The organism is Geodermatophilus obscurus (genome assembly GCF_900115395.1).
GTDB lineage: Bacteria > Actinomycetota > Actinomycetes > Mycobacteriales > Geodermatophilaceae > Geodermatophilus > Geodermatophilus obscurus_B.
This window is the reverse complement of record NZ_FOWE01000014.1, coordinates 15,700-37,233: the sequence shown is the minus strand read 5'-3', so window position 1 is coordinate 37,233 and position 21,534 is coordinate 15,700. Positions and strand designations below refer to the sequence as shown.

The 21,534-nt window shown below is 74.3% G+C and carries 17 protein-coding genes, 1 tRNA gene and 2 pseudogenes; 15 read left to right on the top strand and 5 right to left on the bottom strand.

Annotated features, from left to right (window positions below; translation table 11 throughout):
- Positions 1–153 precede the first annotated feature (153 nt).
- The 11 genes from dusB (at position 154) to BM165_RS22630 (ending at position 14,204) form a co-directional block, all read left to right on the top strand.
- Positions 154–1,308, top strand: a complete 1,155-nt coding sequence (dusB, locus tag BM165_RS22680) for a tRNA dihydrouridine synthase DusB (protein WP_083427630.1) — start codon at positions 154–156, stop codon at positions 1,306–1,308.
- A complete protein-coding gene (locus BM165_RS22675) occupies positions 1,305–1,775 on the top strand; it encodes an Rv0361 family membrane protein (RefSeq protein ID WP_075015809.1) in 471 nt (156 codons plus the stop codon). The genes dusB and BM165_RS22675 overlap by 4 nt, the downstream gene beginning before the upstream one ends.
- 113 nt (positions 1,776–1,888) lie before the next feature.
- Positions 1,889–2,239 carry a hypothetical protein gene (locus tag BM165_RS22670; protein ID WP_075015808.1) on the top strand — a complete coding sequence of 117 codons (351 nt, stop codon included), beginning with the start codon at positions 1,889–1,891 and terminating at the stop codon, positions 2,237–2,239.
- A gap of 140 nt (positions 2,240–2,379) precedes the next feature.
- A complete protein-coding gene (dhaK, locus tag BM165_RS22665) occupies positions 2,380–3,381 on the top strand; it encodes a dihydroxyacetone kinase subunit DhaK (RefSeq protein WP_075015807.1) in 1,002 nt (333 codons plus the stop codon).
- A gap of 2 nt (positions 3,382–3,383) precedes the next feature.
- Positions 3,384–4,055 (top strand): dihydroxyacetone kinase subunit DhaL, encoded by a 672-nt coding sequence (gene dhaL, locus BM165_RS22660; RefSeq protein WP_083427629.1) that lies wholly within the window; start codon positions 3,384–3,386, stop codon positions 4,053–4,055.
- Complete coding sequence (gene ptsP / locus BM165_RS22655; RefSeq protein ID WP_075015806.1) at positions 4,052–6,517, top strand: phosphoenolpyruvate--protein phosphotransferase; 2,466 nt, start codon at positions 4,052–4,054, stop codon at positions 6,515–6,517. Before dhaL ends, ptsP begins: the two co-directional genes overlap by 4 nt.
- A 204-nt stretch (positions 6,518–6,721) precedes the next feature.
- Positions 6,722–9,433: a pyruvate, phosphate dikinase gene (ppdK, locus tag BM165_RS22650; RefSeq protein WP_075015805.1), complete on the top strand. Its 2,712-nt coding sequence runs from the start codon at positions 6,722–6,724 to the stop codon at positions 9,431–9,433.
- Positions 9,434–9,497: 64 nt separating this feature from the next.
- Positions 9,498–10,124, top strand: coding sequence for a YdcF family protein (locus tag BM165_RS22645; protein ID WP_083427628.1), 627 nt, complete (start codon positions 9,498–9,500; stop codon positions 10,122–10,124).
- A 19-nt stretch (positions 10,125–10,143) separates the two neighbouring features.
- Positions 10,144–10,647 carry a hypothetical protein gene (locus tag BM165_RS22640; RefSeq protein ID WP_075015804.1) on the top strand — a complete coding sequence of 168 codons (504 nt, stop codon included), beginning with the start codon at positions 10,144–10,146 and terminating at the stop codon, positions 10,645–10,647.
- A 150-nt stretch (positions 10,648–10,797) separates the two neighbouring features.
- On the top strand, positions 10,798–13,626 hold the full coding sequence (gene dnaG / locus BM165_RS25900; protein WP_075015803.1) for a DNA primase: 2,829 nt from the start codon (positions 10,798–10,800) through the stop codon (positions 13,624–13,626).
- Complete coding sequence (locus BM165_RS22630; protein ID WP_075015802.1) at positions 13,623–14,204, top strand: hypothetical protein; 582 nt, start codon at positions 13,623–13,625, stop codon at positions 14,202–14,204. Before dnaG ends, BM165_RS22630 begins: the two co-directional genes overlap by 4 nt.
- 19 nt (positions 14,205–14,223) lie before the next feature.
- Here BM165_RS22630 and BM165_RS22625 read toward each other — a convergent pair whose 3' ends face one another.
- The gene (locus BM165_RS22625) at positions 14,224–14,538 is read right to left on the bottom strand and encodes a hypothetical protein (protein ID WP_075015801.1); all 315 of its coding nucleotides are present in this window, start codon (positions 14,536–14,538) and stop codon (positions 14,224–14,226) included.
- A 139-nt stretch (positions 14,539–14,677) separates the two neighbouring features.
- On the opposite strand from BM165_RS22625, the gene BM165_RS22620 reads away from it, so the two are divergent.
- Positions 14,678–14,750, top strand: a tRNA-Asn gene (locus tag BM165_RS22620).
- Positions 14,751–14,961: 211 nt separating this feature from the next.
- Here BM165_RS22620 and BM165_RS22615 read toward each other — a convergent pair.
- Positions 14,962–15,393 (bottom strand): hypothetical protein, encoded by a 432-nt coding sequence (locus BM165_RS22615; protein WP_075015800.1) that lies wholly within the window; start codon positions 15,391–15,393, stop codon positions 14,962–14,964.
- 346 nt (positions 15,394–15,739) lie between these two features.
- Positions 15,740–16,549: a tyrosine-type recombinase/integrase gene (locus tag BM165_RS22610; RefSeq protein WP_075015799.1), complete on the bottom strand. Its 810-nt coding sequence runs from the start codon at positions 16,547–16,549 to the stop codon at positions 15,740–15,742.
- A gap of 173 nt (positions 16,550–16,722) precedes the next feature.
- On the opposite strand from BM165_RS22610, the gene BM165_RS22605 reads away from it, so the two are divergent.
- Positions 16,723–18,228 carry a long-chain-fatty-acid--CoA ligase gene (locus BM165_RS22605; protein WP_075015798.1) on the top strand — a complete coding sequence of 502 codons (1,506 nt, stop codon included), beginning with the start codon at positions 16,723–16,725 and terminating at the stop codon, positions 18,226–18,228.
- Between the two features lie 944 nt (positions 18,229–19,172).
- Here BM165_RS22605 and BM165_RS22600 read toward each other — a convergent pair.
- The gene (locus BM165_RS22600; RefSeq protein WP_075015797.1) at positions 19,173–20,144 is read right to left on the bottom strand and encodes a hypothetical protein; all 972 of its coding nucleotides are present in this window, start codon (positions 20,142–20,144) and stop codon (positions 19,173–19,175) included.
- A gap of 168 nt (positions 20,145–20,312) precedes the next feature.
- A pseudogene (locus BM165_RS22595) lies at positions 20,313–20,817 on the bottom strand (transposase); the annotation flags it as partial.
- A gap of 93 nt (positions 20,818–20,910) precedes the next feature.
- Between BM165_RS22595 and BM165_RS25295 the strand changes: the two are divergent.
- Entirely contained in the window at positions 20,911–21,351 is a 441-nt protein-coding gene (locus BM165_RS25295) for an IS5 family transposase (protein ID WP_208976845.1), read from the top strand.
- A gap of 4 nt (positions 21,352–21,355) precedes the next feature.
- Positions 21,356–21,534 (top strand): annotated as a pseudogene (locus BM165_RS26375) (IS5/IS1182 family transposase); the annotation flags it as partial.

Sequence of the window (21,534 nt, the reverse complement as noted above, 5' to 3'; positions counted from 1 at the left end):
GGCGGGGGACGACCTGGACACCTGCATCCTCCTCGGGTGGGGAGCACCCAGTGCCCCGCTGGGGCGCGATCGGAACGTGCACGATCCCCTGGACCTGTCGGCGTCCCCGCGGGTGACCCCGGCCACCGGGCGGCGCCACCTACCCTGGACGGCGTGACGAGCATCCTGGCGCCGGCGGTCGCCCCGCTGCGCCTCGGGCCGCTCACGGTCGACCCCGCGGTCGTGCTCGCGCCGATGGCCGGCATCACCAACCCGGCGTTCCGCACCCTGTGCCGCGAGTTCGGCGCCGGCCTCTACGTCTGCGAGATGATCACCACGCGGGCGCTGGTGGAGCGCAACGAGAAGACGCTGCGGATGATCCGCGCCACCCCGGAGGAGGCGGCGGCCGGCTTTTCCGTCCAGCTCTACGGCGTCGACCCGGCCACCGTGGGGCGGGCGGTGGAGATGCTCGTCGACGAGGGCGTCGCCGGCACCCGACCGGCGCACGTCGACCTCAACTTCGGCTGCCCGGTGCCCAAGGTGACCCGCAAGGGCGGCGGCTCGGCGCTGCCGTGGCGGCGCGTGCTGTTCCGCGACATCGTCCGGGCCGCGGTCACCGCCGCCCGCGACGTGCCGGTCACGGTCAAGACCCGCATCGGCATCGACGCCGACCACGTCACCTACCTCGACGCCGGCCGCATCGCGCAGGACGAGGGCGCCGCGGCGATCACCCTGCACGGGCGCACCGCCGACCAGCTCTACAGCGGCACCGCGGACTGGGCGCCGATCGCCCGGTTGGTCGAGACCGTCGACATCCCCGTCCTCGGCAACGGCGACGTCTGGGAGGCCGACGACGCCCTGCGGCTGCTGCGCGAGACCGGCTGCGCCGGCGTCGTCGTCGGACGGGGCTGCCTGGGCCGGCCCTGGCTGTTCGGCGACCTCGCCGCCGCCTTCGCCGGGTCCCCGCGGCGGGCGCTGCCGACGCTGCGGGAGGTGGCCGCGGTGATGCTCCGGCACGCGCAGCTGCTGTCGGCCGAGCAGGGCGAGCTGCACGGCTGCACCGACTTCCGCAAGCACGTGGCCTGGTACCTCAAGGGCTTCTCCGTCGGCTCCGACGTCCGGCGCGCCCTGGCGATGGTCGGCTCCCTCGACGAGCTGGCCGGCCTGCTCGACCGGATCGAGGACCAGCCCTACCCGACGGCGGTGCTCGGCGGGCCGCGCGGGCGCACCAGCAGCCCGCGACCGGTGGCCCTGCCCGAGGGCTGGCTCGACGACCGCGACGACCCGCGTCCCCCGGCGGGCGCCGAGCTGGAGACGAGCGGCGGATGAGCGGTCCCTACCTCTACGACGAGGGCCCGGAGGACCTGCACACCGGCACGCCGCGGCGCAGCAACGGCCTGCTCCTGGGCATCCTCGGCGGCACCGTGCTGGTCGGCGTCGGCATGGTGGTCGCCCTGCCCCTGGTCACCGGGACGGGGGAGGAGCAGGCCCGCGAGGTGGTCGGCGTCTTCACCGCGGCGCTGGCCGCCGACGACCTCGAGACCGCCGGCGACCTGCTGTGCCAGGCCGAGCGCGACGCGGCCGACGAGCAGGGCGTCGAGGCGGGGGAGCGGGCCGCCGGGTACGCGCCGTTCGGCACCGGCGAGGTGGTCGCGGTTCGGCCCGGCGAGCTCGACGGGCAGGACGCCCAGGAGGTCCGCATCCGGTGGGACGACGGCGGTGAGAGCACCGAGACGACCGTCGTCGTGGTGCTCGAGGACGGCCCGCGCGTCTGCGGGACCTCCACCTCCGGCTGACCCCGGCGGGCCCCCGCGCGCGACGACGGGACCCCTTCTCCGCCACGCCCGGGGCTGTCACGATGTGCGCCGCCCGGCGGGGAGCCGCCGCGGCCCGCTCGAGAGGAACCCCGTTGTCGCAGCCGTCCCCCCAGCCCGCGCCCTACGCACCGGCCGGCCCCTACTCCGGCGGCCCGTCCGCGGCTCCGGTCGCGCCGTCGGCGCCCGCCGCCCCGCCGGCTCCGCAGCAGGCGGCACCCACGCAGGTCGCCTTCCCGGGTCAGGTGGCGCTGCCGCCGCAGCCGCAGTTCGCGCCCTCGCCGCAGCAGGCCGCGGCGACCCGCCAGGGACCGCTGGCCACCGGGTTCCCGCACTACGTCCCGCCGCCGCCCTCGCCGGCGAACCACACGACCCTCTACGTCGGCGTCCTCGTCTGCGTGCTGACGCTGCTGTTCGCCGTCGTCGGGTTCGTCGTCGTCGCCTGACGGGGGCCCGGCCGCCCGGGCCCCCGCGCGGGGCCGGTGACCGGCGTCGGGACGGGTGCGCGCGACGGCGGGCGGGAGGTCCACTGCCACCAGCACTGCCACCAGCACGTCCTGATCCGACTCGACGAGGAGCCCCGGTCATGAAGAAGCTGATCAACGACCCCGCGGACGTCGTGCCCGAGGCCCTCGCGGGCATCGAGGCCGCCCACCCCGACCTGCGGGTCGACCACGCCAACCGGGTCGTGTACCGCGCGGACCTGCCGCGGCCGGGCAAGGTCGGCCTGCTCTCCGGCGGGGGCTCGGGGCACGAGCCGCTGCACGGCGGCTTCGTCGGCCTCGGCATGCTCGACGCCGCGATCGCGGGCGAGGTGTTCACCTCCCCGGTGCCCGACCAGGTGCTGGCCGCGACCAAGCTCGCCGACAGCGGCGCCGGCGTCCTGCACGTGGTGAAGAACTACACCGGCGACGTCATGAACTTCGACATGGCCGCCGAGCTCGCCGCGGCCGAGTCCGGCGCGCGCGTGGTGTCGGTGGTGACCGACGACGACGTCGCCGTCCAGGACAGCACCTGGACGGCCGGCCGCCGCGGGGTCGGCGTGACGGTGCTGCTGGAGAAGATCGCCGGCGCGGCCGCCGAGCAGGGCCGTTCCCTCGACGAGGTCGCCGACGTGGCCCGCCGGGTGAACGCCGCCGGGCGGAGCATGGGCGTGGCGCTGACCAGCTGCACGGTGCCGGCCGTCGGGCACCCGACGTTCGAGCTCGGCGAGGACGAGATGGAGCTCGGGGTCGGGATCCACGGCGAGCCCGGGCGCGAGCGGGTGCCGCTCGCGCCGGCGCGCGACATCGCGGCCATGCTCGTCGAGCCGGTCCTGTCCGACCTGCCGTTCGGCCGCGGGGACCGGGTGCTGTGCTTCGTCAACGGGCTCGGCGGCACGCCGCTCATCGAGCTGTACGTCTTCTACAACGAGGTGCAGCGGATCCTCGGCGGCGCCGGCGTGGAGGTCGCCCGATCCCTGGTCGGGCCCTACATCACCTCCCTCGACATGGCCGGCACCTCCGTCACGCTGCTGCGGGTCGACGACGAGCTGCTCTCGCTGTGGGACGCGCCCGTGCGCACGCCCGCCCTGCGGTGGGGGATCTGAGCGTGGCCGACACGGTGGCCGGCGAGGTCTCGACCGACGACCTCCTCGCCTGGGTCCGGGCCTTCGCGCGCCTGGTGGAGGAGAACCGGGAGGCGCTCACCGAGCTCGACGCGGCCATCGGCGACGCCGACCACGGCGCCAACATGCACCGGGGCACGACGGCGGCCCTCGCCGCCGTCGACGGTGCGCCTCCCGCCTCGCCCGGGGCGCTGGCCAAGAAGGTCGGCATGACGCTGGTGTCCACGGTCGGCGGCGCCAGCGGCCCGCTGTACGGCACGTTCTTCCTGCGCGTCGGCACCGCCCTCGGGGACGCGGCGACCGCGACGCCCGCCGAGGTGGTCGCCGCGCTGCGCGCCGGCATCGAGGGCGTCGTCGCCCGCGGGCGCGCCGAGGCCGGGGACAAGACGATGGTCGACGCCCTGACGCCGGCCGTCGCCGCCGCCGAGGAGGCGCTGGCCGCGGGCCGGTCGTGGACCGAGGCGCTGACCGCCGCCGCCGGGGCGGCCGCCGCCGGCCGGGACGCCACCACCGCCATGGTCGCCCGCAAGGGCCGGGCCAGCTACCTCGGCGAGCGCAGCGCCGGGCACCAAGACCCGGGCGCCACGAGCGCGGCGCTCCTGCTGGCCGCGGCCGCCGAGACCCTCCTCGGTCGCGGAGCAGCGGGGAGCACGTGACCGACACGGGCGCCGCCGGTGCCCGCGTCGGGATCGTCGTGGTGTCGCACAGCCGGGCGCTGGCCGAGGCCGCGGTCGGGCTGGCCGCGGAGATGGTCTCCGGTCGGGACGCGCGCATCGCGGTGGCCGCCGGACTGGACGAGACGACCTTCGGCACCGACGCCGTGCGGATCGCCGCCGCGGTGGAGGAGGTGGACGACGGCGACGGCGTCGTGGTGCTCATGGACGTGGGCAGCGCGCTGCTGAGTGCCGAGATGGCGCTGGAGCTGCTGCCCGACGAGGTGCGCGACCGGGTGGTGCTCTCCCCGGCACCGTTGGTGGAGGGGCTGCTGGTGGCCTCGGTCGTCGCCGCCGGCGGGGCCGACCGCGCGGAGGTCGCCGCGGAGGCCCGGGCCGCCCTGCTCGCCAAGGACACGCAGCTCGACACCGTCCCGGCGGAGGAGCCGGCGCCCGCGGCGGAGGGGCACCTGACCGGCTCCTTCGTGGTCGCGAACCCCCACGGCCTGCACGCCCGCCCCGCGGCCCGGCTGGTCGCCGAGGTGCGCCGGCGCGACGCCGACGTCGCGCTGCGCAACCTGACCACCGGCGCCGGACCCGTCCCGGCCGGCAGCCTCAGCCGGGTCGCCACCCTCGGCGCGCTGCGCGGCCACGAGGTCGAGGTCTCGGCGACCGGCCGCGAGGCCCGCGCGGCCGTGGACGGGGTGCTCGCCCTGGCGGCCCGGTCCTTCGACGAGGTCGCCGTCCCCGGGCCCGCGGCGGATGAGTCCGCGACGACGCCCTCCGCGGGACCGGTGGCGACCTCACCCGGCGTCGCGGTCGGCCCCGCCGTGCGCCTGACGACCGCCCCCGTCCGGGTCGACGAGCGCCCCGCCGGTCCGCCGGAGGCGGAGGAGCGCCGGCTGACCGACGCGCTCGCCGCCGTGCGGCGGGACGTCGAGCGGACCCGCGACCGCACCGCCCCCGGGCAGGCCGGCGTCTTCGAGGCGCACCTGCTCCTGCTCGACGACGCCGAGCTCACCGGCGCGGCCAGGACGGGCATCGAGGCGGGGGTGTCCGCGGCCGGCGCCTGGGCGCGGGCCGTCTCGGCGCTGGAGGCGCAGTGGGCGGCCCTGCCCGACCCCTACCTGCGCGCCCGCGCCGCGGACGTGCGCGCGGTGGGCGACCAGGTGCTGCGCGCCCTCGCGGGGGAGGCCCCGGTGCAGGCCGTCGACGTCGACGGGGTGCTGCTCGCCGACGACCTCACGCCCGCGCAGGCCGGCGGGCTCGACCCCGGGCGGGTGCTCGGCGTCGCGCTCGCCGGGGGCAGCCCCACCTCGCACGCCGCGATCCTGGTGCGCTCCCTCGGCATCCCGGCCGTCGTCGCCGCCGGTGCCGGCCTCCTCGACGTCCCCGACGGCACGCCGCTGGTGGTCGACGGCACCGCCGGGCGCGTCCTCGTCGACCCCCCGACCGGCGTCGTGGCGGGCTACCGCACCCGGCAGCGGGAGCTGGCCGACGAGCGCGCCCGGGACGCCGCCGAGGCGCCCCGCGAGGCGGTCACCCGCGACGGCCGGCGCGTGGTGGTGGGCGCCAACGTCGGCTCGGTCGCCGACGCCCGGGCGGCCGCCACGGCCGGTGCCGACGGCGCGGGCCTCGTGCGCACCGAGATCCTCTTCCTCGACCGGGACCGGCCCCCGACGGCCGAGGAGCAGGAGCGCGAGTACCTGGCGGTGCTCGACGCCTTCGCCGGACGCCCGGTGACCATCCGCACGCTCGACGTCGGAGGGGACAAGCCGCTGCGCTACCTCCCGCAGCCGCCGGAGGCCAACCCGTTCCTCGGCGTCCGCGGCGTGCGCCTCTCGCTCACCCGGCCCGACCTGCTGAGGACCCAGCTGGCCGCCGTCTGCCGCGCCGCGGCGCGCGGGCCGGTGCGGGTCATGGTCCCGATGGTCTCCGTCGTCGAGGAGGTCCTCGCGGTGCGCCGGCTGCTCACCGAGGCCGCCGCCCCCGGTCCGGTGCCGGCCGGGCTGCGGGTGGGCGTGATGGTCGAGGTGCCGGCGGTCGCCCTGAACGTCGAGGCGTTCCTGCCCCACGTCGACTTCCTGAGCATCGGCACCAACGACCTCACCCAGTACACGCTGGCCGCCGAGCGCGGGCACCCCGCCCTGGCCGCCCTGGCCGACCCGCTCGACCCGGCCGTGCTGCGCCTGGTCGGCGAGACGGCGTCCCGCGCGGCCGGCCGGGCGACGGTGTCGGTGTGCGGCGAGGTCGCCGCCGACCCGCTGGCCGTCCCCGTCCTGGTCGGCCTCGGCGTGCAGGAGCTCAGCGTCGCCCCGTCGGCGGTGGCCGGCACGAAGGCCGCCGTCCGGCGGCTCGACTCCGGCGCGTGCGTCGAGCTGGCGCGGCGGTGCCTGGCCGCGACCGGCGCCGCGGAGGTCCGCGCGCTGGTCCGCGCCGCGCAGGACGCCCCGCCGTCGGCGTGAGCCGCGTCACCCCGTGTCCTCCGGACGTGGTCTGGCGTGTCCCCGCCCGGTGCGCCACGATGCTCGTCCAGCCCCGAGAAGACGTCTTGGACGTCTGCGCACACCGCCGTGGTCGGAGCGGACCCACCGGAGGCGTCTCGGGGGTTCCCGGCGCCGTCCCCCGGTGGGCGGAGACCGGTCAGCGGACGAGCACGGAGGTGCGCGGTGGGCAGCGTCGATGGCACGACCACGTGGGTGTACGACTTCAGCGAGGGCAGCAGGCACCAGAAGGACCTGCTCGGGGGCAAGGGGGCCAACCTCGCCGAGATGACCAACCTGGGGCTGCCGGTCCCGCCGGGCTTCACGATCACCACCGACGCCTGCCGCTACTACCTCGAGCACGGCACCACCCCGCCCGACCTCGCCGACCAGGTGACCGAGCACCTCACGGCGCTGGAGAAGGCGATGGGCAAGATGCTCGGGGACCCGGGCGACCCGCTGCTGGTGTCGGTGCGCTCCGGCGCCGCTGCGTCGATGCCCGGGATGATGGAGACCGTCCTCAACGTCGGCCTCAACGACGACTCCGTGCAGGGCCTGGCCGCGCAGTCCGGCAGCGACCGCTTCGCCTGGGACTCCTACCGCCGGCTCATCCAGATGTTCGGCAAGACCGTGCTCGACATCGACGGCGAGGCCTTCGAGGACGCCCTCGACGAGGCCAAGCGCGAGCAGGGCACCGACCTCGACCTCGACCTCGACGCCGACCACCTGCGCGACGTCGTCGACCGGTTCAAGGCCATCGTCCGCGACTCCACCGGCCGCGACTTCCCGCAGGACCCGCGCGAGCAGATGGACCTGGCGATCAACGCCGTCTTCGACTCCTGGAACTCCCCGCGCGCGATCCTCTACCGCCGCCGCGAGCGCATCCCCGGCGACGCCGGCACCGCCGTCAACGTCTGCTCGATGGTGTTCGGCAACCTGGGTGCGGACTCCGGCACCGGCGTCGCGTTCACCCGCGACCCCGGCAGCGGCGCGCAGGGCGTGTACGGCGACTACCTGCAGAACGCGCAGGGCGAGGACGTCGTCGCCGGCATCCGCAACACCGTGCCGCTCACCGACCTGCAGCGCATCGACGCGGCCGTCTACGACGAGCTGGTGGAGACGATGGCGCGGCTGGAGTCGCACTACCGCGACCTGTGCGACATCGAGTTCACCGTCGAGCGCGGCAAGCTGTGGATGCTGCAGACCCGGGTGGGCAAGCGGACCGCCGCCGCGGCGTTCGTCATCGCCACCCAGCTGGTCGACGAGGGCCTCATCGACATGGACGAGGCGGTGCGGCGGGTCAGCGGCGACCAGCTCGCGCAGCTGATGTTCCCGCGGTTCACCTCCTCCGGGGACGCCCGGCAGCTCACCCAGGGCATGAACGCCTCGCCGGGCGCCGCCGTCGGCCGGGCGGTGTTCTCCTCCGAGGAGGCCGTCCGGTGGGCCGACCGCGGGGAGCGGGTCGTCCTCGTCCGCCGGGAGACCAACCCCGACGACCTCTCCGGGATGATCGCCGCCCAGGGCGTGCTCACCAGCCGCGGCGGCAAGACCTCGCACGCCGCCGTCGTCGCCCGGGGGATGGGCAAGACCTGCGTGTGCGGCGCCGAGGAGCTGCAGGTCGACACCAAGAACAGGCGGTTCACCGCGCCCGACGGCGCCGTCGTGGCCGAGGGCGACGTCATCTCCATCGACGGGTCCACCGGCCGGGTGTGGCTCGGGGAGGTGCCGGTCGAGGACTCCGCCGTCGTGCGGTACTTCGAGGGGGAGATCGACCCCGGGTCCGCCGACGCCGACGACCTGGTGCGCAGCGTGCACCGCGTCCTCACCCACGCCGACGGGCAGCGGCGCCTCGGCGTGCGGGCCAACGCCGACACCCCCGAGGACGCCGCCCGGGCCCGCCGCTTCGGCGCCCGCGGCATCGGGCTGTGCCGGACCGAGCACATGTTCCTCGGCGACCGCCGCCAGCTCGTCGAGCGGCTGATCCTCGCCGACGGCGACGACGAGCGGCAGGGCGCGCTCGACGCCCTGGAGCCGCTGCAGAAGCAGGACTTCCTCGAGATCTTCGAGGCGATGGACGGGATGCCGGTGACCGTGCGGCTGCTCGACCCACCGCTGCACGAGTTCCTGCCCGACCTCACCGAGCTGTCGGTGCGGGTGGCCGTCGCCGAGGCCAAGGGCGGCGCCGACGAGGGGACCCTGCGGCTGCTGGCCGCCGTCCAGCGGCTGCACGAGCAGAACCCGATGCTGGGCCTGCGCGGCGTGCGGCTGGGCCTGGTGGTGCCGGGCCTGTTCGCCATGCAGGTGCGCGCGATCGCCGAGGCCGCCTGCGAGCGGCGCCGCGCCGGCGGCGACCCGCGGCCGGAGATCATGATCCCGCTGGTCGGGGCGGTGCAGGAGCTCGAGGCCATCCGCGAGGAGAGCGAGCGGGTGCTGGCGCAGGTCTGCGCCGACGAGGGCATCGACGTGCGGGCGCTGATCGGCACGATGATCGAGGTGCCGCGCGCGGCCCTGACCGCCGACCAGATCGCCGGCTCGGCCGAGTTCTTCTCCTTCGGCACCAACGACCTCACCCAGATGACGTGGGGTTTCAGCCGTGACGACGTCGAGGCGGCGTTCTTCCACGCCTACCTGGACAAGGGCATCTTCGGCGTCTCGCCGTTCGAGTCGCTGGACCGGCCCGGCGTCGGCCGGCTCGTCGAGATCGGCGTGGAGCGCGGCCGCGCCGCCCGGCCGGACCTCAAGCTCGGCGTCTGCGGTGAGCACGGCGGCGACCCCGACTCGGTGCACTTCTTCCACGAGGTCGGGCTGGACTACGTCTCCTGCTCGCCGTTCCGGGTGCCGATCGCCCGCCTGGAGGCCGGGCGGGCGGCGCTGGGCGGGGGGCTCAGCGGCTCCTGACGGGCCCGCGCCACACCGGTCCCGGCTGCCACAGGCGGCGCAGACCCCGTGTTATCCATGACCGGTGACACGGGGAGGGGCTCTGGTGGCGCGGGTGTTCGGCGCTGCCGTCCTCGCCGCCCTGCTGCTCGTCGCCTCGACCGCGCTGGCCATCTGGTGGACGGCGCGGCAGGACTCCCGGCCGACGTCGGACGCGATCGTGGTGCTCGGGTCGGCGCAGTACAACGGCGTCCCGTCGTCGATCTTCGAAGCCCGGCTCGAGCACGCGCTGGCGCTGTGGGAGGACGGCGTCGCACCGGTCGTCGTCACCGTCGGGGGGAAGGCCGCCGGTGACCAGTTCACCGAGGCCGAGGCCGGGCACGCCTACCTCCGCGACGCCGGCGTGCCCGAGGAGTCGCTGCTGGCGGTGCCCGAGGGCGTCGACACGCTCGAGAGCATGCGCGCCGTCGGCGCCGCGTACGGCGAGCGCGGCTGGTCCAGCGCCGTGCTGGTCACCGACCCGTGGCACGCGATGCGCGCCGAGCGGATGGCCGAGGACGCCGGGGTCAGCGCCGAAAGCTCCCCGACCCGCCAGGGCCCGGCCGTCCAGACGCGCGCCACGCAGTTCCGGTACATCCTGAGGGAGACCGCCGCCTACCTGCTCTACCGCGTGACCGGGGAGAGCGTCGCCGGGGCGCCGGGCATCGGCTGACGACCCGCGGGAGGAACGAGTGCTGGAGCTGGGGAAGATGAGCGCCGGCGAGGTCCCCGTCCTGCGCGACGGCGAGCCGGTGGCCCGGCTGCGGTCGACGGACTTCTGGCAGGAGGGCTCGGTCGCCGTCGTCGGTGAGCGCGAGTGGGTCCTCGGCCGACGCAGGGGCGGCGCGCTGGTGGGCCGCTGGGCCGCCGACCCCGAGGACGCCGCCCGGTACCGGGCCGAGCAGGTGTCGGCGTGGCGGGGCACCTGGCGGGCCGACCTCGACGGCGTGGTCGTCGACGTCGCGCCCGCCTCGCTGTGGCGGGGCACCTACCGGTTCACCGCGGGCGACGTGACGGTGGCCGAGAGCGGGAGCACCGGGAGCTGGTCGCCCCGGCCCACGCTCACCGGCGGCCAGGACCTCGCCCTCGACGCGCAGGTCTTCCTCCTGTGGCTGGTCCTGGTGCTGCAGCGGCGGACCTACGGTGCCGCGATCGGTGCTGCCGTCGCCGGCGGCGCCGCGGCCGGGAGCAGCTGATAGGAGGGCCCTCCCACCCACCGCTCGCGGGCTCGCGGCCGGACCCTGCAGTCGGGCCGACTCCTGCTCCCCACCCCCGTCCTCCGGGGAGGGATGATCGGTGTGCGGGACGCGCGGGCGTCCCGCGTGGCAGCACGACGGAGGGGGCCCATGGCCGGCCGGGGACGCATCCGAGCGGCGGACATCGCGCTGGTGCGCGAGCGCAGCCGGATCGACGAGGTGGTCGGCGAGCACCTGCAGCTCAAGCGCGCCGGGGGTGGCAGCCTCAAGGGCCTGTGCCCGTTCCACGACGAGAAGTCGCCGTCCTTCCACGTCACGCCGTCGCGGAACCTCTTCCACTGCCTCGCGGGCGAGACCGGTGTCCTCACCGAGGACGGGGTCGTGCCCATCGCCCAGCTCGCTGGACGGACCGTCCGGGTGCTGAACGGCGATGGGGGGTGGGTCGAGGCGCCGTTCCGCTCCTACGGCGTGCAGCGTCTGATGCGGATCGTCGTCACGAGGAACGGGCGGGAGAAGGAGCTCTTCGCCACCGACGAGCACCGCTGGTTCGTGCCGTCCGGGAAGCTGCGGCAGGACCGTCGCGAGAAGCTGACCAGGGACCTCCGGCCAGGTGAGCAGCTCTCGCCGTCCTTCCCGATGAGCCGGGTGATGAACCCGGCCACGAGGCCCTCTCCGTTCGGCATCGCACGGGGCCTGGTCTACGGCGACGGCACCCGCGCGGGGGCCGGTTCGATCGCCGTCCTCCACGGCGAGAAGGACGCTGAGCTCGCTGGCTTCTTCGAGGGCTGCCGCAGTCGGTCCGACGAACGAGGGACCCGCTACTACGGACTGCCGGCCTACTTCACAGAGGAGCGGCCGAGCCTCGACGAGGACGCTGCCTACCTGCTCGGCTGGCTGGCGGGCTACTTCGCTGCGGACGGCTGCGTCGCCGACGACGGCGACGCGGTCCTGAACTCGGCCCGCGTGGACGACCTGGAGTACGTCCGCACGCTGTGCACGCGACTCGGCATCGGCACCTACGGGGTGGCCAAGCAGACCCGTCTCGGCATCGACGGCCTCATGAGTGACATCTACGACGTCCGGTTCATGACGAAGGGGCTGCCCGAGTCCTTCTTCCTGCTGACGCACCACCGTGAGCGCATCCTCGGGAACCGCAAGGAGTACGAGCGCAAGCGCTGGGTCGTCCGGTCGGTCGAGTGGAGCGACCGCGTCGAGGAGGTCTTCTGCGCCGAGGTGCCCGGCACGCACGCGTTCACGCTCGAGGACAACATCCTCACGGGCAACTGCTTCGGGTGCGGCGTGGGCGGTGACGTCATCGGCTTCGTGCAGCAGATCGACCACCTGAGCTTCACCGAGGCCGTCGAGCGGCTGGCGGCGCGGGCCAACATCGACCTGAAGTACGAGGACGACGGCGGCCGGCCCACCGGCGCCCCCGACCGGGCGCACGCCGGGCAGCGCGCGCGGCTGGTCGCGGCCAACACCGCTGCCGCGGAGTTCTACGCCGAGCAGCTGCGCAGCCCCGAGGCGGCGCCGGCCCGCCAGTTCCTCGCCGACCGCGGCTTCGACCGGCAGGTCGCCGTCGACTTCAGCTGTGGGTTCGCCCCCGGCGGGTGGGACGGCCTGACCCGCCACCTGCGCGCGAAGGGCTACACGCAGGAGGAGCTGGTCACCGCAGGGCTGGCCAAGGAGTCCTCCCGCGGCACGCTCATCGACCGCTTCCACCGCCGGCTGGTCTGGCCGATCCGCGACATCACCGGCGACGTCATCGGCTTCGGCGCCCGCAAGCTCATGGACGACGACCCGGGGCCGAAGTACCTCAACACCCCCGAGACGCCGCTGTACAAGAAGAGCACCGTCCTCTACGGCATCGAGCGGGCCAAGCGCGACATCGCCAAGCGGCACCAGGCCGTCGTCGTCGAGGGCTACACCGACGTGATGGCCTGCCACCTGGCCGGGGTGACGACGGCGGTGGCCTCCTGCGGCACCGCGTTCGGCGCCGAGCACATCGGCGTGCTGCGCCGGCTGCTCATGGACCAGGACGAGTTCCGCGGGGAGGTCGTCTACACCTTCGACGGCGACGCCGCCGGGCAGGCCGCCGCCATGAAGACGTTCAAGGAGGACCAGCGCTTCGTCGCGCAGACGTTCGTCGCCGTGGAGCCCGACGGCCGCGACCCCTGCGAGCTGCGCCAGGCGCACGGCGACGCCGCCGTCCGCGACCTGGTGGCACGGCGGACGCCGCTGATCGAGTTCGTCCTGCGCACCACGCTGGCCGGGTACGACCTCGACACCGTCGAGGGGCGGGTGGCCGCGCTGGACAAGACCGCGCCGCTCCTCGCGCAGGTCAAGGACCACGCGCTGCGCCCGGCCTACGCCCGCCGTCTCGCAGGCCTCATCGGGGACACCGACGAGGGCGAGGTGCTCGAGCGGGTCCGCCGGATCACCGGTGACGACGGGCGCCCGTCGCGGTCGCGGTCGCGGGCGCCCAAGCGCACCCCGGACGACGCCGCGGTCGCCGTCGAGCGCGAGGCGGTCAAGGCGGCGCTGCAGGCGCCCGAGATCGCCGGCCCGTCGTTCGACGCCGTCCCGCTGGAGGCCTACACCGACCCCGACCACGCCGGCGTCGCCGCGGCCGTAGCGAAGGCCGGGGGAGCGGCCGCCGCGCGGGTGACCGGACCGGCGTGGCTGGACGAGGTGGCCGCGCACTGCGACCGGGAGAGCGCCCGTGCCCAGCTGACCGCGCTGGCGGTGGAGCCGCTGCGCTCGGTGGGCGAGGCCGACGCCGGATACGTGTCGGCGGTGCTGGCCCGGCTGGAGGAGCTGCACGTCAACCGGGAGGTGGCGGGGGTCAAGGGCAAGCTGCAGCGGATGAACCCGGTCGAGCAGGGCGACGAGTACATGCGCCTGTTCTCCCGGCTGATGGCGCTGGAGCAGCGGGCCATCTCGCTGCGCAAGCGGGCGATCGGCGGGCTGGGCGAGTGAGGGTCGCCGCGCTGCTGCGCCGCCGGTTCGCCCGCCCGCCCGAGCCGGTGCGGGCCGTCGTCCAGGGCTCGGCCGACCCCGACGAGCGGGTCCTGGCCTGGGGGGAGCTCTCCCGAGGGCGCGGCTGGCTGGTGGCCACCAGCCAGGGGCTGCGCGTGGTACCGGCCGACCTGCCGCTCGCCGACGCCGGCGACGTCGACGTGCTGCGCTGGCACGAGGTGGGCTCGGCGCGCTGGGCGGCGACCAACGACGGCGGCGGGACGTTCACCGTGACCGCGCTGACCGAGGTCGAGCCCGGGGTGCAGGCCCGTGAGCCGGCCGAGCGGTACGCGCTCACCGACGCCGGTGAGCTGCCGGCCGTGGTGCGCCGGCGGGTGGATCAGACGGTCGTGGCCAGCCGCCGGTCGCCGCTGCCCGGCGGGGGAGGGGTGCTCCTGGTCGCGCGGCGGGTGCCCGGTCAGCCCGCCCGCGAGTGGACCGTCGTGTTCGACGACGACGCCGACCGCACCGACCCGGAGGCCCGCGCGGCGGCGCGGGCCAAGCTCGAGGAGGCGCTGGCCGCCGAGCAGCCCGGCTGAGCCGCCCGGGCGCGCCCGCTCAGACGACGGGCGGCGGGTCGGCCGGCAGCGCGGTCAGGTCGGGGGACTCGGTGATCGTCGCCGGGGGCAGCGTCGTCGTGCCGGTGGACCGCGCCGCGGGGAGGTCGGAGCCGGTGTCGCGGCCCATCTTCGACTTCACCGAGTCGAGGACGTCGTCGGCGCGGGCCTGTGCGATGCCGGCCAGCCCCTGCAGCTGGGGGTTGTCCTTGGCGTCGGACCACAGGCCGAGGATCTGCTCGTAGCGTTCGCGGCCGGCCTTCGCGCCGAGGACGTAACCGGCGCCGAAGCCGAGGAGGAAGGAGAACTTGGCCACGAGGACCTCCGTGTCTGGGACGAGTGAGACCGGGTGATCACGCTACGGCGACACGTGACCGTCCGCGATCGGAGGAGCCTGCGCGGGACGCCGTGGGCCGTGCGGTACTCTCGACGGGTGCGCGGGCCCCGCCCGCCCGTCCCCCGTAGCTCAATTGGCAGAGCATGCGACTGTTAATCGCAGGGTTATTGGTTCGAGTCCAATCGGGGGAGCAACACCGCAGGTCAGCGGCTTGGCGTGGTTGTGGGGCCGGGCTCTACGACCAATCTACGACCAATAAACGAGCGGACCGCCCGGCTTGCGCAAGGTCCTCCCTCCGCCAGCGGCGGTCGTCGTGCGGGTGGACGACCAGGACGTGCCGGCGCCGCGGCGGTCGACCTCCCTGTCAGTGCGTCGGGGTGGCGGGCACCGCCGCCGTCCGGGTCAGAAGAGCCGCGGGAGCGGGCGGACGACGAGCCGCTCCTCGACCGACCGGCCGTCGAGGACCAGGCGGGCCCGCCAGACACCCGACGTCCGCAGCGGGGTGATCGGATCCCCCCGCGCCAGCCGGCGGAAGGTGTCGTGGGCCTCCTCGGGCGTCGGGTAGGCCTCCCACCGCGGGACCCGCTGCAGGGGCCCGAGTGCCTCGATGCGGTGCGGCTCCCGGGTGTCGTTCGGTGGCGTACCGGGCTCCTCCGGGACGACGGCGGACAGCCGCGGCCGGCCCAGCACGTACTTGCCGTTGCGTCGGACGCCCAGCCAGTCGTAGTTGCCCGTGGCCAGCTTCGCCCAGAGGATCTCCGGCTTGCGGCACTGCTCGAGTACGGCGTATAGCTGCTGGCCGAGAGCGGCCTGGGCGTGCGAGCGGTCAGGCATCGCGCCGATCGTAGGGGCCACAGCGGTACTCGGCTCCGCCGTCGGACGGAACGATCTTCCCGGCTCCGCCGGCCGACCCCGGGCCGACTGCACGCGCCGCTGGCCGTCCTGGCCTGCTGCCGGTGCCGGCGGCGGACGGCCGTACCGACGAGGTCGCTACCCGAGCTGCACCGACGCAGTCGACGAACCGAGGCGGACGCCCGCGTACGCCTGGGGCTCCTCAGGTGGTCGCTGTCATCCCCGGCCGCGACGCGTGGGGTCCACATCTGCGAGGGCGTGAACCCTTCGGCCTCGGCGTGCTCGGCGTCCAGCCCCGCATCGAAGGCTCGGTCCCACCTACGCGGAATCACAGTCGATCACCGAGGCCGAGGCGCCGGTGTGCGTCGTGGGCGCGCTCGACCGCGGTGGAAGCGGCGTAGCGGGACAGCATGTCGTCGCTGCGCCAGCCGGCCAGCATCATCAGGTCCCGCTCCTGTCCGCCTCCAGCCGGCCACCGGTGGGCGAAGGTGTGCCGGAAGCGGTGCGGATGGATGTCGGCGATGCCGGCCTGCGCGGCGCGGGTGTGCAGCACGTCGCGGGCGCCGTCGGGCGTCATGGGGCCGTGCTGGCCGAGCAGCAGCCGTGGTGAGCGGGCGTAGGGGTGCAGGGCGCGCACCTGCAGGTAGCGGTCGACGGCCTGGGCGGTCCTCGCGCCGAACGGGACAACCCGGGGTCGGGGGCCCTTGCCGGTGACGTAGGCCAGTTCTCGGTCAAGGTCGAGGTCGGTCAGCTCCAGTACGCACAGCTCCGACACCCGCACGCCGGGGTCGAGTAGCAGCCGCAGCACCACCTCGTCCCGGCTGCCGAGGAAGACGGCACGGTCGAAGACGCCCGCCCGGCCGGGGCCTACTGCGCAGGCCTTGAGCAGGGCGGTGATCTCGTCGTCGGTGAGGATCGGGATCGGCTTGTCGGGCGGACTGGGGATCTCGATGCCGTCGGTGGGGGCCTTCTCCTGCTCTCCTTCAGTGACCAGCCACCGGCAGAACCGGCGCATCCCGCGCAGCCGGGTGCCCACCGTGGAGGGCTCGCACGTCTCGGCCCGCTCGGCCGGCCAGGCGCTGATGGCGTGCCGGGTGAGCACGTCCAGCGTCGCCGGCCGCCGCGATCGGTCAGCCACCGGCCGAAGTAGCGGACGGACCGGGGTCCGCCACCAGTGCCAGCTCCTTCGACGGCGTCCGGTCCGCTGCTGGACGGCGCTACCCGTGGGCAGCACCGTAACGGGCAATGTGCGGTAGATCACCGCTCGGGCCGGGTAGGCGAGGGTCCAGCACTCGACGGGAAGGCTCGCCGATGAGCAACCTGGCCCAGCACCTGCTCGACACCGCGGAGAAGTACGGGGAACGACCGGCCCTGCGGATGGACGACGCGTCCCTGACCTACGACGAGTTCCGCGACGTGGCCGGCCAGGTCGCCGCCGGGCTGCGCGCCCGCGGCGTGGAACCCGGCGACCGGGTGGGGATGGTGCTGCCGAACGTGCTGTCGTTCCCGGTGGTCTTCTACGGCGCGCTGCTCGCCGGCGCGGTCGTCGTGCCGATGAACCCGCTGCTCAAGGCCCGGGAGATCGAGTACTACCTGACCGACTCCGGCGCCCGGCTGGTGGTGGCCGTGGAACCCTCGGCTCAGCCGGCCGCCGAGGCCGCGGCCACCGTGGGCATCGACGCGGTGACCGTCGGCGCGGCGCTGCCCCAGGAGCTGATGGGCCCGGCCGGCGAGGTGCCCGCCGCAGTCGAACGGGCCGATGAGGACACCGCGGTGATCCTCTACACCTCCGGCACCACCGGGAAGCCCAAGGGCGCCGAGCTGACCCACGCCGGGCTGAGCAGCAACGCCCGGACCACGCAGGAGACCCTGCTGGAGGCCACCCCGGACGACGTCATCATGGGGTGCCTGCCGCTGTTTCACGTCTTCGGGCTCACCTGCTCGCTCAACGCGGGCGTGCTCGCCGGCTCCTGCCTCACGCTGATCCCCCGCTTCGACGGCAGCAAGGCACTGTCGGTGGTGCAGCGCGACAGAGTGACCGTGTTCCAGGGCGTGCCGACGATGTTCTCCGCGATGCTGCATGCCCCTAACCGGGACGACCACGACATGTCCAGCCTGCGCCTGTGCGTCTCCGGCGGGTCGGCCCTGCCGGTAGAGGTGATGCGGTCGTTCGAGAAGACCTTCGGCTGCATCGTGCTCGAGGGCTACGGCCTCTCCGAGACCTCGCCGGTCGCCTCCTTCAACCACCCGCACGCCGAGCGCAAGCCCGGCTCGATCGGCACGCCCATCCGCGGGGTGGAGCTGCGCCTGGTCGACGATGACGGCAACGTCGTCGCCCCGGGGGAGGTAGGGGAGATCGCGATCCGCGGCGAGAACCTGATGAAGGGCTACTGGCAGCGCCCCGAGGACACCGCCAAGGCCATCCCGGACGGCTGGTTCCGCACCGGTGACCTGGCCCGGGTCGACGACGACGGCTACTACTCCATCGTCGACCGCAAGAAGGAGATGATCATCCGCGGGGGCTTCAACGTGTACCCGCGGGAGATCGAGGAGGCGCTGTACGAGCACCCGGCGGTGGCCGAGGTCGCTTGCATCGGGATCGCGCACCCCGAGCTCGGCGAGGAGGTCGCCGCGGCCGTGGCGCTGAAGCCCGGTGCTACCGCCGAGGTCGACGAGCTCCGCGAGTTCGCCAAGGCCCGGGTGGCCGCCTACAAGTACCCGCGGCACGTCTGGCTGGTCGACTCGCTGCCCAAGGGTCCCACCGGGAAGATCCTGCGCCGCGCGGTCGAGGTGCCCGGGCAGGTAGGCCAGCGATGACAGCACTGGGCAGCCGGCTGTAGCGGCAGGCCTTCGCCGCCGCGGAACGCCAGGTGACCCCCCTGCGCGGACCGTCTGGTGCGCACCGAGGCCTTCGCCGTGGGGGTGGCCGTGTTGCGGCGGGGCGCAGAGCCTGGCCCGTAGCTCGGCGGAGGGCGTCACAGCCGGCCCCTGGCACCTGCTCAATCTGCCGGCCGGCAGCGACGTCAGTCGCCTGCACACCCGGATCGGCGCGCTGGACCGGGAGGTCCGGCGGTTGACCGTGCAGTCGGAGATCGAGCGACGCCGGCCGAACGCCAGCGGCTCTCCGGTGCCCTCCGGGCCGTGGTCGAGGAACGCCCACAGCGCATGGAAGCCGGCCTTGAACGTCGGCGCCGCGCACTCCTTCTCGGAGTGCGCGGTGACCGGGGTGGCGTCCTCGTCGATCACCAGCGGCCGCCGCCACGACGCCACGCCCCGGGAGAGGGCGAGGTCGAGACCGACGGCCTCCGCGGTGCGCAGCAGCAGCACCGCACCGGCGTTCGAAACAACGCTGTTTCCGTTCCCGTCGACGGTCGGACGCGGGTATCGACCGCCACGCTTCCACATCAGAAAGGTGCTTCCTGGCCCGTGCGGATATTGCCCTCAGCAAGCAACATCCTTGCAGGCCAGAGGCGCCTTTAGTGCTCCTGAACAGCGCTCAGCTCATGCGAAGTGAAGGCTTCGGGCTAGCGGCAAACGGGAAGTTCGTCGCGTGCGTCCTCGGACCGCCGTCGTCATGCCCGGAGCCCCCCCCGCCATGCCCCGAGGGCCAAACCACGAGCAGCGGCTCCCGGCCGCAACGCAGGCGGAACAGCGCTGGACGCAGTCGTCGGGGCGCGGAGACGCACCGGACGCCGACGTCCGAACGCACGGAAGGCCCGCACCCAGGAGGGATGCGGGCCTTCCGAAGGGATGGCTCGAGGTCAGCTGGAGATGCCGACCGCGTCCTTGGCCAGCTCGGCCAGGGCGGTCTGCGCGGCGCTGACCACGTTCGACCGGTCCTTGTGGGTCTCCTCGTAGCGGATGACGACGCGGATGTCGTGCGACTCCTTGAGGTCCTTGATGGCCTTCACCGCGTCGCCGACCGAGAGCTGGTCGAAGTTCTTGATCGGCAGCTCGTCGGCGGAGACGTCACCGAGCTCCTCGCGGGCGGACTTGGCAGCCTTGGCGGCGTCCTTGTTGCCCTCGCGGCGGGCGATCTGCTCGGCGCGACGCAGCGAGGCGCTGCGGCCGGCGGCCAGGGTCTCTTTGACGGCGCCGGTCAGGTCGGCAGCCTTGTCGGTGCCCGCGGAGAACCGGTCGGAGGTCTTCTCACCGGCGTGCTTGACGGTCTCGATGGTGTTGTTGACCGTGTTCGCCCAGAAGCGAGCCGGGGCGTTGACCGCGCGGGCCACGCCGCCGGCGACCTTCTGGACCGGGGTCGGGACGAGTGCCGCGGGGCCACCGAGGGCCTCCTCCGCGAGCACGATGGTCAGCCAGTCGACGGTCGCCTCGTGGGCGCTAATGAGCTTCTCGGCCAGCCGGCGCACCCGGGTTTCCTTGGCCTGCTCGGCGAGGACCTTGACGTAGGTGGCGCGGTCGAGCAACTGGTGCTCGAGCGACAGGTCGGTGAGCAGCGCCTCCTCAAAGGGGGCCGCCTGCTCGAAGGTGGCCTTGAGGACGGCGCTGAGCCGGCCGAGGGCCGGGGTGACGACGTCCGGGATACCGCCGAGGGAACGGAGCGCCTCGGTGATCTCGATGGTGCGCACAGCGGCGTTGTCGGCGTTCTGCGTGAGCTCGCGGCGGACGGCGTCGGTCCGGGCCTGCGAGATGCGGGTCCGTGCGACCTGCTCCTCGGTCTTCGTGAGGAGTACGAGGGCGCGCAGCTGATTGACGATCTTGCTGTTGGCGGCCATGTCTTCACCATGCCCCCGATTGCCGGGTGCTAACTCCTGCAAGCGGATTGCTAGCAGTGAGGCTCGTCACTGCGCCCCCGTCGGGGATGAGCACTGCTGCTCCGTCAGCTCTTCGGTCAGGAGAAAGAGCTGTTCAGGGGACAACTGCAGGCGAACGGCCGTACGAAGTCATTGCAGATTGACCGGCGGCTGGCGGTAGCAGATCAGGGCGCTTGCCAGCTGGAGTGGCTTTGGGTGGCTGTCGGCGCGGTGCTCATCGCGGGTCCGCAGGCGCTGAAGGCGTGCGGCCGCGCGAAGCCGCGCTCGACCACCCAGCGGTGTCGACCCAGGCCGGAGCCGTGCGCGATCCCGCGGCGGGTGATTCGCGGAGTGATGCCACGGGCGCGCAGCGGTCGGCGGCACTTGTCGTGGTCGTAGCCGCGGTCGGCGACGAGTTCGCGCGGTCGTCGTCGTGGCCAGCCACGGCGCCCGCGGATCGGCGGCACAGCATCGGGCAGCGGGATCAGCTAGGCGATGTCGTTGCGGTTGCCGCCGGTCGGGGGTGACGGCCAGCGAGATGCCGCTGCGTCGCAGATCAGATGCTGGTTGGAAGCGGGCCGCCCATGGTTGACCGGCGACGGGCTGACGTGCCCCCCTTGAGCGCGCGGACGTGGTAGCCGTCGACGGCGCAACGGGAACGACATCAGGAATCCGGCGATCGCCCTGCCACCCTCAAGCCGGCCGACCGCGGGCTGCTCACCGGCGGTATGCCTTCGGTGACTAGGGCGTGTCTCCCAACGGCCGCCTGATGCGGGTGGATCGTTTGGAGATGGCTCGCTCGGCGGTGCTGTCTGACGAGGATTGGGCTCGGCTGGAGCCGTTGTTGCCCAGCTCGGCCGGGATGCGCGGGCGGCCGTTTCGAGATCACCGGCAGGTGCTCGAGGGCATCGTGTTCCGCTACCGGACCGGCTGCGCGTGGCGGGACCTGCCGGTGGAGTTCGGTCCGTGGCAGACGGTGTGGAAACGACACCACCGGTTCAGCCTCGATGGCACCTGGGACCGGATCCTCACCGCGCTGCAGGCCCGCGCGGATGCCGCCGGTGAGCTGGACTGGACGGTGAGCGTGGACTCCTCGATCTCCCGGGTGCACCAGCACGGCGCCACCGCCGCCCGAGCCCCGGATCGAGCGGGGGACGGCACCACCCGGCCAGAAGGCCGAGCCGGCTGACCACGGGCTGGGCCGCTCCCGCGGCGGGTTGTCGACCAAGACCCATCTGGCCGTCGACGGTCACGGCCGCCCTCTGGCCGTGCTGATCGGGCCTGGGCAGGGCGGGGACTCGCCGATGTTCGGCCCGCTGCTGGCCGCCATCCGGGTGCCCCGGCTGGGACCGGGACGGCCGCGCACCCGCCC

Coding starts and splice junctions, on each gene's coding strand:
- BM165_RS22675 (WP_075015809.1), top strand. CDS start 1,305: ATGAGCGGTCCCTACCTCTACGACGAGGGCCCGGAGGACCTGCACACC.
- dhaK (WP_075015807.1), top strand. CDS start 2,380: ATGAAGAAGCTGATCAACGACCCCGCGGACGTCGTGCCCGAGGCCCTC.
- dnaG (WP_075015803.1), top strand. CDS start 10,798: ATGGCCGGCCGGGGACGCATCCGAGCGGCGGACATCGCGCTGGTGCGC.
- BM165_RS22615 (WP_075015800.1), bottom strand. CDS start 15,393: ATGCCTGACCGCTCGCACGCCCAGGCCGCTCTCGGCCAGCAGCTATAC.
- BM165_RS22605 (WP_075015798.1), top strand. CDS start 16,723: ATGAGCAACCTGGCCCAGCACCTGCTCGACACCGCGGAGAAGTACGGG.
- BM165_RS22600 (WP_075015797.1), bottom strand. CDS start 20,144: ATGGCCGCCAACAGCAAGATCGTCAATCAGCTGCGCGCCCTCGTACTC.